This window comes from Streptococcus sp. SR1 (genome assembly GCF_000526075.1).
Taxonomy (GTDB): Bacteria; Bacillota; Bacilli; order Lactobacillales; family Streptococcaceae; genus Streptococcus; species Streptococcus halitosis.
Map to the genome: position 1 here is coordinate 53,538 of NZ_JATR01000019.1, position 12,201 is coordinate 65,738.

Annotated in this window: 9 protein-coding genes; all 9 read left to right on the forward strand. The window is 41.4% G+C overall.

All coding sequences use genetic code 11. From position 1 onward, the window contains the following. Positions 1–22 precede the first annotated feature (22 nt). Complete coding sequence (locus HMPREF1518_RS06445; protein WP_033584985.1) at positions 23–874, forward strand: NAD(P)H-hydrate dehydratase; 852 nt, start codon at positions 23–25, stop codon at positions 872–874. Positions 875–1,074: 200 nt separating this feature from the next. Beyond that, on the forward strand, positions 1,075–3,564 hold the full coding sequence (locus HMPREF1518_RS06450; RefSeq protein WP_033585044.1) for a bifunctional DnaQ family exonuclease/ATP-dependent helicase: 2,490 nt from the start codon (positions 1,075–1,077) through the stop codon (positions 3,562–3,564). A 5-nt stretch (positions 3,565–3,569) separates the two neighbouring features. Further along, positions 3,570–4,793, forward strand: a complete 1,224-nt coding sequence (locus HMPREF1518_RS06455; RefSeq protein WP_033584986.1) for an FtsW/RodA/SpoVE family cell cycle protein — start codon at positions 3,570–3,572, stop codon at positions 4,791–4,793. Positions 4,794–4,803: 10 nt separating this feature from the next. After that, positions 4,804–5,352 carry a DJ-1 family glyoxalase III gene (locus tag HMPREF1518_RS06460; protein WP_033584987.1) on the forward strand — a complete coding sequence of 183 codons (549 nt, stop codon included), beginning with the start codon at positions 4,804–4,806 and terminating at the stop codon, positions 5,350–5,352. 89 nt (positions 5,353–5,441) lie between these two features. Then, on the forward strand, positions 5,442–6,005 hold the full coding sequence (locus HMPREF1518_RS06465; RefSeq protein WP_033585046.1) for an HAD-IA family hydrolase: 564 nt from the start codon (positions 5,442–5,444) through the stop codon (positions 6,003–6,005). 13 nt (positions 6,006–6,018) lie between these two features. Beyond that, positions 6,019–7,965: a DNA topoisomerase (ATP-hydrolyzing) subunit B gene (gene gyrB / locus HMPREF1518_RS06470; RefSeq protein ID WP_033584988.1), complete on the forward strand. Its 1,947-nt coding sequence runs from the start codon at positions 6,019–6,021 to the stop codon at positions 7,963–7,965. 80 nt (positions 7,966–8,045) lie between these two features. Beyond that, complete coding sequence (gene ezrA / locus HMPREF1518_RS06475) at positions 8,046–9,773, forward strand: septation ring formation regulator EzrA (protein WP_000064800.1); 1,728 nt, start codon at positions 8,046–8,048, stop codon at positions 9,771–9,773. A gap of 103 nt (positions 9,774–9,876) precedes the next feature. Beyond that, a complete protein-coding gene (gene pgdA, locus HMPREF1518_RS06480) occupies positions 9,877–11,265 on the forward strand; it encodes a peptidoglycan-N-acetylglucosamine deacetylase PgdA (protein WP_050589085.1) in 1,389 nt (462 codons plus the stop codon). 81 nt (positions 11,266–11,346) lie between these two features. Beyond that, positions 11,347–12,189 (forward strand): aldo/keto reductase, encoded by an 843-nt coding sequence (locus HMPREF1518_RS06485; protein ID WP_033584989.1) that lies wholly within the window; start codon positions 11,347–11,349, stop codon positions 12,187–12,189. Positions 12,190–12,201: the final 12 nt, after the last annotated feature.

Genomic DNA, 12,201 nt, shown 5'->3' on the forward strand with positions numbered 1-12,201 from the left:
AATGGAGTGAAAGGAAAAAACGATGAAAGTGATTGATCAAGCTTTATTAGAAAAAGTCATTATTGAACGTTCTCGTCACAGCCATAAGGGAGATTACGGTCGCCTGCTCTTGCTGGGAGGGACCTATCCCTATGGGGGAGCTATCATCATGTCAGCCATTGCAGCAGTCAAAAGTGGGGCAGGGTTGGTGACTGTTGGCACGGATAAGGAGAATATTCCGGCTCTTCACAGTCATTTACCTGAGGCCATGGCATTTTCTCTTCAAGACCAGCAATTGTTAGAAGAACAGTTGGAAAAGGCAGAAGTTGTCTTGTTAGGTCCGGGTTTGCGAGAGGATGCATTTGGAGAAGAACTGGTAAAAAGGGTCTTTGACAGCCTTAGAAAAGACCAGATTTTAATTGCAGATGGCGGTGCTTTGGGCATCTTAGCAAACGGCCAGTTACCATTTCTTTCTAGTCAGCTCATCCTAACTCCCCACCAAAAGGAATGGGAAAGACTGTCTGGTATAGTTCTTGACCATCAAAATACAGAGGCGACTGCTAGGGCTCTTTCTGCTTTTCCTAAAGGAACGATTTTAGTTGAGAAAGGTCCGGCAACTCGTATCTGGCAAGCTGGGCAGCCTGAATATTATCAATTAGAAGTCGGAGGCCCCTATCAAGCAACTGGTGGGATGGGAGATACTCTGGCCGGGATGATTGCAGGTTTTGCAGGTCAGTTTCACCAAGTCAGTCTCTATGAGAGAGTGGTGGTAGCGACTCACCTTCATTCAGCTATCGCGCAAGAACTAGCTCAAGAAAACTACCTTGTCTTGCCAACCGAAATTAGCAAGCTACTTCCGAAAGCAATGAAAAAAATATCTCAAAAAGGCAGCTAATACCTTGGTTGTCTTTTTTATGTTGATGTAGCTTTGTTAATAAGGTTTTCAAATACCTCAGAACTAGCGACCAACTGCTGAATTTGCGTGAAATTCTCACTTTTAAGGTCTTGATTTTTAGTCAAACTCGCAATTAAAGCGAGATTGTTATCAAAGTTGAGGGGTGTCAAATCATGCTTTTTTTGATATAATTTTTAATGATGAATTCGAGAAATGATCGGTATGTGGTCGTTGATTTAGAGGCGACCAGCACCGGAAGCAAGGCAAAAATTATTCAAGTAGGCATTGTGGTGATTGAGAATGGTGAAATCATCGATCAGTATGCGACTGATGTCAATCCCCATGAACCCTTGGATTCTCATATCAAAGAATTAACGGGTCTGACCGATCAGCGTTTGGCTGCGGCACCAGAGTTTTCTCAGGTGGCCGGAAAAATTTTTGAATTGGTTAAGGACGGTATTTTTGTTGCGCACAATGTACAATTTGATGCCAACCTCCTTTCAGAATTCCTCTTTTTTGAAGGATATGAATTGCGCACCCCGCGGGTGGATACTGTTGAGTTAGCCCAAGTTCTATATCCTCAATTTGAAAAGTACAATCTAGGTATCCTTTGTCAAGAGTTGGGCATTGAGCTGGAACATGCCCATACTGCCCTGTCAGATGCTCAAGCAACAGCTGAACTCTTGCTTTACATGCGTCAAAAACTTTTTGAGCTACCTAAAGGGCTTTTAGAAAGCTTATTAAACCTTGCAGCCAACCTTCTCTATGAAAGTTATCTGGTGATTGAGGAGGTCTATCAGCAACAATCTCTCTTATTTTCGCCCGACTTGATGGAGCTTCATGGGCTTTTCCTCAAAAAGGAAAGCAAAGGCTTAGTCCCACGAAAGTTATCCAAAGACTTTGCTAAAAACATTTCTTTATTGGGGCTGGAGGAGCGTCCGCAACAGTTGGAATTTGCGGAGAAGATTGAGCAATTATTGGAAGAACACCAGACTTCCTTTATCCAAGCTCAAACGGGACTGGGCAAGACTTATGGTTATCTCCTCCCAGCTTTGAACTTGGAGAGTCAAGCAGGTATCTTAGTGAGTGTTCCGACCAAAATTCTTCAAAATCAAATCATGCAAGAAGAAGGTCGGCGTTTAAAAGAGGTCTTCCATATGGAAATTCATAGTCTCAAGGGGCCTCAAAATTATTTAAAACTGGATGCTTTTCACCAAGTCCTCCATCGGCCGGAGTCCAATCGTCTATTTACTCGCTTTAAAATGCAACTGCTCATCTGGATAACAGAGACAGAGACAGGTGACTTGGACGAAATCGGGCAGCTTTATCGCTACCAGCATTTTCTGCCAGAACTAGTCCACGATGGCAAGCTTTCAAAGAAAAGTTTATTTGCTACAGAGGATTTTTGGAAACGAGGGCAGGAAAAGGCCAAGACCAGTCGTGTTCTTCTGACCAATCATGCCTATCTGGTCACTCGTTTGGAAGACAATCCAGAGTTTGTCGACAATCGTTTGGTGATTTTGGATGAAGCTCAAAAAATGCTGCTAGCTCTTGAAAATCTAGCCCAGCAGGCTTATCGCCTTGAGGAGCTTGTAACCAAAATTGAAAAGTCCTTGGAGACAGAGGAAGATTTGGTTCAGAAACGCTTGCTTGAGAGTATTAGCTTTGAATGTCGATACTTGATAGAGCACTGTCAGTCAGGCCTTAAGAATGGAAAGTGGTTGGATTCTCTCGAAGAGTTGCGCCAGCATTTTTCGGAGTTAGCTCTCCCAGAGTATAGAGAGATTGCAAACTTTTTCACCTCGGACCGTGAATTTTGGCTTGCTACAGTAGAGAAATCGAGCAAGGATGTCTTGATTTGTTCAAGCAAAAAAGGCCGCTTTATACTAGCAGACCTATTGCCAGAAGATTGTAGGCTCCTAGGAGTATCGGCCACTCTTGAAATCAGCAATCGGGTTTCCCTAGCAGATCTATTGGGATTTCCAGATGCTCCGCTTGTTAAGCTTGATGTAGCAAAGCAGGAGCAACAAGAAGTCTTTCTAGTCAATGACTTTCCTCTTGTGACAGAAGTTCCGCATTTTGACTATGCTAGTGAAGTGGCTTCTGTTATTCGAAGGTTACAAGCCTTTCAAGAACCCTTATTGGTTTTGTTTACTTCAAAAGAAATGCTGCTGGCAGTTTCGGACCTGCTCGACCAACCGCATCTAGCTCAGTATAAAAATGGGGAACCAAGCCAACTGAAAAAACGTTTTGAAAAAGGTGAACGCCAAATCTTGCTTGGAACAGGTAGTTTCTGGGAAGGAGTTGACTTTTCTACCCATCCATTTGTAATCCAAATAATTCCGAGATTGCCTTTTCAAAATCCCCAAGAACCTTTAACCAAAAAATTAAACCAAGAACTGCGTCAAGAAGGGAAGAATCCCTTTTATGATTATCAGTTGCCGATGGCGATCATTCGGCTAAAACAAGCCCTTGGTCGTACTGTTAGACGGCCCAACCAAGGTTCGGTTGCTGTAATCTTAGACAGTCGTGTTGTCAGCAAGCGCTACGGCAAACAAATCGCCCAGACCTTGTCAAAAGAAAGGGCTGTTCAGGTTCTTTCTAGAGAACAGCTAGAGCCTGCTGTAGCTGATTTTCTCCAATCCCGTCGCAATAGAATGAAAGAAAAATCCAAGAAAGAGAAAAGGTAAAAAATATGAAACGTTCCTTCGACTCTCGAGTCGATTATAGCCTCCTTCTACCAGTGTTTTGTTTACTGGTGATTGGAGTAGTGGCCATTTATATAGCAGTTAGTCATGATTATCCAAATAATGTGTTACCAATACTAGGCCAGCAAATCGCTTGGATTTCCTTGGGCCTTGTCATTGGTTTTGTGGTCATGTTCTTCAATACTGAGTTTTTATGGAAGGTGACTCCTTATCTCTATGGTTTAGGCCTAGCCTTGATGGTCCTCCCTCTTGTTTTCTACAATCCAAATCTTGTAGCGTCAACAGGTGCCAAGAACTGGGTATCGATTGGTGGAACGACACTCTTTCAGCCATCTGAGTTCATGAAGATTTCCTATATCTTGATGCTAGCTCGAGTCATTGTAAGATTCACTCAAAAACACAAGGAATGGCAACGGACTATTCCCTTGGATTTTCTATTGATTGGTTGGATGATTGCCTTTACCATCCCAGTCTTGATCCTCTTAGCCCTACAAAGTGACTTGGGGACTGCCTTGGTCTTTGTAGCTATTTTTTCCGGTATGGTTCTCCTTTCGGGTGTTTCGTGGAAGATTATCATTCCGGTTTTTGCGACAGGAGTTACTGCGGTTGTAGGATTCATGGCCATCTTTATAAGCAAGGATGGACGTGCCTTCTTGCATCAGATTGGAATGCCAACCTACCAGATTAACCGTATTTTGGCCTGGCTCAATCCCTTTGACTTTGCGCAAACAACGACTTACCAACAGGCGCAGGGGCAAATTGCGATTGGAAGTGGTGGCTTGTTTGGACAAGGTTTCAATGTGTCCAATCTCCTCATTCCAGTACGTGAGAGTGATATGATTTTTACCGTAATTGCTGAAGACTTTGGCTTCATTGGTTCGGTCTTTGTCGTTGCCCTGTACTTGCTTCTTATTTATCGGATGTTGAAGATTACAATCAGGTCAAATAACCAGTTCTACACCTACATTTCGACTGGATTTATCATGATGTTGCTCTTCCATATCTTTGAAAATATCGGTGCCGTGACAGGCTTACTTCCTTTGACAGGGATTCCTCTGCCTTTCATTTCTCAAGGGGGCTCCGCAATTATTAGTAACCTCATCGGTGTCGGTCTCCTCTTATCGATGAGTTACCAGACCAACCTAGCGGAGGAGAAAAGTGGAAAAGTTCCATTCAAACGAAAGAAAGTCGTCCTAAAACAAATCAAATAAGGAGGCCACTATGGCAAAAGTAGCAGTTATCTTAGCCCAGGGTTTTGAAGAAATTGAAGCCTTGACAGTAGTTGATGTCTTGCGTCGAGCAAACATTTCATGCGATATGGTAGGATTTGAAGAGCAGGTGACAGGATCACATGGCATTCAGGTAAAAGCCGACCGTATCTTTGATGGCGATTTGTCCGACTATGACTTAGTAGTTCTTCCAGGTGGTATGCCAGGCTCAGCTCACCTACGGGATAATCAAGCCCTCATTTCTGAGATTAAAGCCTTTGACCAAGTAGGAAAGAAAATTGCTGCCATCTGTGCAGCCCCAATCGCCCTCCATCAAGCAGGTGTGCTGAAAGACAAGCACTTTACCTGTTATGACGGTGTTCAGGAAAACATCAGTGACGGAATTTACCGAAAGGAAACAGTAGTTGTGGATGGCAATCTAACAACCAGCCGAGGACCGTCAACTGCCCTTGCCTTTGCCTATGAGTTGGTAGAGCAGTTGGGAGGAGATGCAGAAAGTTTACGAGTCGGCATGCTCTATCAAGATGTCTTTGGAAATTAACAGTAAGACGAGAGTTCGGCTCTCGTTTTTGCTTGGAAAAATCTAGGAAATCATCGCTTTTTTCGTAAAAAAATGGTATAATGAAGGGTATGAAATATCACGACTACATATGGGATTTAGGTGGTACCCTATTGGATAATTATGAGACTTCTACAGCAGCCTTTGTAGAGACCTTAGCCCAATACGGAATAAAGCAAGAACACGACTGTGTCTACGAAGCCTTGAAGGTTTCGACAGCTTTTGCCATTGAGAAGTTTGCCCCAGCCATCGAGAATTTTTTAGAAAACTACAAAGAAAATGAAGCGCGTGAGCTAGAGTATCCAGTTTTGTTTGAGGGAATTCCAGAGTTACTAAAAGACATCTCTGACAAGGGTGGCCGTCATTTCTTAGTTTCTCATCGAAATGACCAAGTTCTAGAACTTCTTGCAAAGACTCAGATAGCTGACTATTTCACAGAGGTCGTGACTGCCAGTTCTGGTTTCAAACGAAAACCAGATCCTGAGTCGATGATTTATTTACGTGATAAATATCATATCTCATCCGGTTTGGTCATTGGTGACAGAAAGATTGATGTAGAAGCAGGTGAAGCTGCTGGCTTAGATGCCTATCTTTTTAATAACGTTGCGACACTGAGACAAGCAATAGACATGTAAGAAAAGGGAAAAAATGACAGAAGAAATCAAAAATCAACAGGCACAAGATTATGATGCCAGTCAAATTCAAGTTTTGGAGGGACTTGAAGCTGTTCGTATGCGTCCAGGTATGTATATTGGATCGACTTCAAAAGAAGGTCTTCACCATCTAGTATGGGAAATCGTTGATAACTCAATTGACGAAGCCCTAGCTGGATTTGCTAGTCACATCCAAGTCTTTATAGAGCCAGATAATTCCATCACCGTTGTGGATGATGGGCGTGGAATTCCTGTTGATATTCAGGAAAAGACAGGTCGTCCCGCTGTTGAGACCGTTTTTACAGTTCTTCACGCTGGAGGAAAATTCGGTGGTGGCGGATACAAGGTTTCAGGTGGATTGCACGGTGTAGGTTCATCAGTAGTAAATGCCCTCTCAACTCAACTAGATGTTCATGTTCATAAAAACGGTAAGATTCATTACCAAGAATACCGTCGTGGTCATGTTGTTGCTGATCTTGAGGTGGTTGGGGATACGGATAGAACCGGAACAACAGTTCACTTCATACCGGATCCAGAGATTTTTACAGAAACAACGACCTTTGATTTTGACAAATTGAATAAACGTATTCAAGAACTAGCTTTTTTGAACCGAGGTCTTCGAATCTCCATCACAGATAAGCGTGAAGGTCTCGAACAGACTAAACATTACCATTATGAGGGCGGGATTGCTAGCTATGTTGAATATATCAACGAGAACAAGGATGTTATCTTTGACACACCAATCTACACAGACGGTGAGATGGATGATATTACTGTTGAAGTAGCCATGCAGTACACAACCGGTTACCACGAAAATGTCATGAGTTTCGCCAATAATATTCACACCCATGAAGGTGGAACGCATGAGCAAGGTTTCCGTACAGCACTGACGCGTGTTATCAATGATTATGCCCGCAAAAATAAGCTGCTAAAAGACAATGAAGACAACCTAACAGGGGAAGATGTTCGCGAAGGCTTGACTGCAGTTATCTCAGTTAAGCATCCAAATCCACAGTTTGAAGGACAAACCAAGACCAAACTGGGCAATAGTGAAGTGGTTAAGATCACCAATCGCCTTTTCAGCGATGCCTTCTCTGATTTTCTCATGGAAAATCCACAGATTGCTAAGCGCATCGTGGAAAAAGGGGTTTTGGCTGCCAAGGCTCGTGTGGCCGCCAAGCGTGCGCGTGAAGTCACGCGCAAGAAATCTGGTTTGGAAATTTCCAATCTTCCAGGAAAACTAGCAGACTGTTCTTCAAATAATCCTGCTGAAACCGAACTCTTCATCGTCGAAGGAGACTCGGCTGGTGGATCAGCTAAATCTGGTCGTAACCGTGAGTTCCAGGCTATCCTTCCAATTCGTGGTAAGATCTTGAACGTTGAAAAGGCTAGCATGGATAAAATTCTTGCTAACGAAGAAATTCGGAGTCTCTTCACAGCCATGGGGACAGGATTTGGCGCAGAATTTGATGTTACTAAGGCTCGTTACCAAAAACTCGTTTTGATGACCGATGCCGATGTCGATGGAGCCCACATTCGAACTCTCTTGCTAACCTTGATTTACCGCTACATGAAACCAATCCTAGAAGCTGGTTATGTTTATATTGCCCAACCACCGATTTATGGGGTTAAAGTTGGAAGTGAGATCAAAGAATACATTCAGCCAGGTACAGATCAAGAAATTAAACTCCAAGAAGCCTTAGCACGTCATAGTGAAGGGCGCTCAAAGCCAACCATCCAACGTTATAAGGGGTTGGGAGAAATGGATGACCACCAATTGTGGGAAACAACCATGGATCCTGAACATCGCTTGATGGCGCGTGTTTCAGTAGATGATGCTGCTGAAGCAGATAGAATCTTTGATATGTTGATGGGAGATCGGGTAGAACCTCGTCGCGAATTTATCGAAGAAAACGCTGTTTACAGTACACTTGACGTCTAAAAAATGTGGGAAATAGTTCCCTTGGTTTAAAAAATATGATATAATCATTACGATTGTTTCTAGTATAAAAGGAGTTTGATATGTCTAATGGACAACTAATTTATCTAATGGTTGCGATTGCGGTCATTTTGATTTTAGCTTATGTAACAGCCATTTTTCTACGTAAGCGTAATGTAAGCAGATTAACGGCCCTTGAAGAAAGAAAAGAAGAACTCTACAACCTTCCTGTAAATGATGAGGTTGAAGCCGTTAAAAATATGCACTTAATTGGTCAAAGTCAGGTAACCTTTCGTGAATGGAATCAAAAATGGGTTGATTTATCTCTGAACTCATTTGCAGACATCGAAAATCACCTCTTTGAAGCTGAAAACTACAATAATTCTTTCCGTTTCTTTAAAGCAGCTCACAAGATTGATCAAATTGAAAGCCAGATTAGTTTGATTGAAGAGGATATTGCAGCTATTCGCAATGCCCTTTCTGAACTCGAAAAGCAAGAATCTAAGAACAGTGGTCGTGTCCTACATGCTTTGGACTTGTTTGAAACCCTTCAACATACCGTTGCAGAAGATTCAGAGAAATATGGAAAAGCTCTTCCTGAGATTGAGAAACAATTGGAAAACATCCAATCGGAATTCTCTCAATTCGTTACCCTTAACTCATCAGGTGACCCAGTTGAAGCTGCAGCAATCTTAGATGATACTGAAAATCATATTCTTGCTCTAACGCATATTGTTGATCGGATTCCAGCTCTTGTTGAAACCTTGACAAAGGAATTACCAGACCAATTAGCAGATTTGGAAGAAGGCTATCGTAAGCTTTTGGATGCCAATTACCACTTTACTGAAACAGATATTGAGTCACGTTTCCAACTTTTGCATGAATCTTTGAAGAATAATCAAGAAAACATTCGTCAGTTGGAGTTGGACAATGCAGAGTATGAAAATAATCGCATTCAAGAAGAAATCAACGCACTTTATGATATTTTCACTCGTGAAATTGAAGCTCAAAAAGTCGTTGAGAATCTTCTCTCAACACTTCCAACCTATCTCAACCACTTGAAAGAAAATAATCAGGTGCTTGTTCAGGATCTTGAACGCCTGAATAAAACTTATCTTCTTCCAGAAAGTGATGGAAATCATGTTCGCCGACTTCAAGAAGAATTAGCTGCACTTGATACCGCTATTTTAGAAGTAACAGAGGATCAAAGAGAATCTGCTCAAGCCTATTCTGTTCTTGAAGAACAGTTGGAAATGCTTCAAAGCAATCTCAAAGATATTGAAGATGAGCAAATTTCTGTGAGCGAACGACTTGCGCAAATTGAAAAAGACGACCTCAATGCTCGCCAAAAAGCAAATGTCTATGTGAATCGTTTGCACACCATCAAACGTTACATGGAAAAGCGAAACTTACCAGGAATCCCTCAAAGTTTCTTGAAACTCTTCTTTACTGCAAGTCATAACACTGAAGATTTGATGGCGGAGCTAGAACAACCGCAGGTTAATATTGAATCTGTTAAGCGAATTCTTGAAATTGCAACGAATGATATGGCAGTACTTGAGACAGAAACATACGATATTGTTCAATATGCAACCTTGACTGAGCAACTTCTCCAATACTCAAATCGCTACCGTTCATTTGATGAACGCATCCAAGAGGCTTTCAACGAAGCACTTGAAATTTTTGAGAAAGAGTTTGACTATCGGGCATCATTTGAGAAGATCTCTCAAGCCTTGGAAGTTGCAGAACCAGGAGTTACAAATCGTTTTGTGACTTCATATGAAAAAACACGTGAAGCAATTCGCTTTTAAAATAGAAGCTTAGAGAACTCTAAGCTTTTTTTTATTTTTTGAAATGGAGCTAGATTACCTGTTTATCATTGAAATAATAGCTTTGATTTGATATGATGGAAATATGAAGAAAAATATGAACCGTGTTTCTCACGATAAAAAGAGAAGGTTATTGCTTTCCTTTGTTGGGATCTTAGGAATCGCTATGATTCTTTTGGGAAGTGCCATTGGCTACAAGGTTCTACAAAAGCAATCTTATGAACAAAAAATTGAAGCGCTAAAAAGCGAAAAGGATCAGCAATTCAACTCAGCTAGTCAGAGGGACCATTTCCGAAAAGGGCAAGCGGAGGTGATTGCCTACTACCCTCTGCAAGGAGAGGAAGTTATTGCGTCTATTAGAGAAAAAATCAACCAAGACATCAAAGAAAATCTAGAAGATAAAGAGGATCTGGTCTTTTATTATACTGAGCAGCTGGATCCTGTCTTAAAGGGAGTTGTTGCTCGTAATATTGGCAAGCAAGTCTACGATTTATCTGCATCAAAGGTTGAAGAAAAAGAAAAGACTTCTTTAGGAAAAATTTTCTTGACTGAAGATGGGAAAGATTTTGACCTTAGTAAACTTTTTAAAGATGCAAGCAAAGCTAAGGAACTTTTACTAAATCAGGTCAAATCAACTCTAGAAGATAAGAAGCTTGACCAGACAAAAATTGATCAAGTTATAAAGAGTTTCACAGGCCAAGACTTATCATCTTGGAGTTTTGATTATAAAGATAGTCAAATTATCCTTTATCCTGCTAATTCTGAAGAGACTGTTGAAGAAATTGCTTTACCAATATCCAGTTTCTTTGATGTCATTGAGTCCTCTTATTTACTAGAAAAAGATGCTGAACTCTATCAAACTTACTTTGCCAAGAAAAATAAAAAGGTTGTAGCCTTGACCTTTGATGATGGTCCAAATCCGACTACAACTCCACAAGCTTTGGATACCCTGGCTAAGTACGGTGTAAAGGCAACCTTCTTTGTACTTGGAAAAAACATCGCAGGAAATGAAGATCTTCTGAAACGAATGAAATCAGAAGGCCATGTTGTGGGAAATCATAGCTGGGATCATCCTATCCTTTCTAAATTATCCCTCGAAGATGCTAAAAAGCAAATCACTGATACAGAAGATTTGTTGACTCAAGTTTTAGGATCAAGCTCTAAACTGATGCGCCCACCTTATGGTGCCATCACTGATGATATTCGAAATAGTCTTGACTTGAGTTTTATCATGTGGGATGTGGATAGTTTAGACTGGAAGAGTAAGAATGAAGCTGCTATTTTGACAGAAATTCAACACCAAGTTCGTAATGGTTCCATCATTCTCATGCATGATATCCATGGTCCTTCTGTTAATTCCCTACCAAGTGTCATTGAGTATTTAAAGGGTGAAGGGTATACATTTGTGACTGTTCCTGAATTGCTCAATTCTCGCTTGAAGGCTCACGAGATCTATTACGATCGTGATCAATAATTGTTAAAATCTAAAGGAGCAAGTGTTCTGATAATCAGGATTTTGTTTCTTTAGATTTTCTTCACATAGAAAGGAAAAACGATGAAATCTTACACCCTTAATAATGGAGTTTCCATTCCTGTACTAGGATTTGGAACATGGAAAGCTGAAAATGGAGAGGTAGCCTATCAAGCCGTTTTAGAAGCCTTAAAGGCTGGTTATCGTCATATCGATACTGCAGCTATCTATAAAAATGAGGAAAGTGTTGGTCGTGCTATTCGAGATAGCGGTATTCCACGACAAGAAATCTTTGTAACGACCAAACTCTGGAATACCAATCACAGCTATGAAGAAACTCGCCAAGCATTTGAAGAATCAATGGAAAAACTGGGATTGGATTATCTAGATTTGTACCTTATCCATTGGCCAAATCCAAAACCTTTAAGAGAAAATGACGAATGGAAAACTCGCAATGCCGATGTCTGGAGAGCGATGGAGGACCTGTACCAAGAAGGTAAAATTCGTGCTATCGGCGTTAGTAATTTCCTTCCCCATCATTTGGATGACTTACTTGAAACAGCAAGAATCATCCCAGCGGTCAATCAGGTACGCTTGGCACCAGGAGTTTATCAGGAGGAAGTAGTTGACTACTGTAAAGAGAAAGGAATCCTCTTAGAGGCATGGGGACCATTTGGGCAAGGGGAGTTGTTTGACAAGACAGAAGTCCAAGAAATTGCTGCTAAGCATGGGAAATCAGTTGCTCAAATTGCCTTGGCTTGGAGCTTGGCAGAAGGATTTTTACCCCTACCTAAGTCAGTGACAGCCTCTCGCATCCAGAGCAATCTTGACTGTTTTGAAATTGAACTCAGCAAAGACGAGCGAGAAGTCTTAAAGACAATTTCAGTGACTTCGGGCGCACCTCGTGTGGATGAGATGGATTTTTAGTTTGTGAAATCT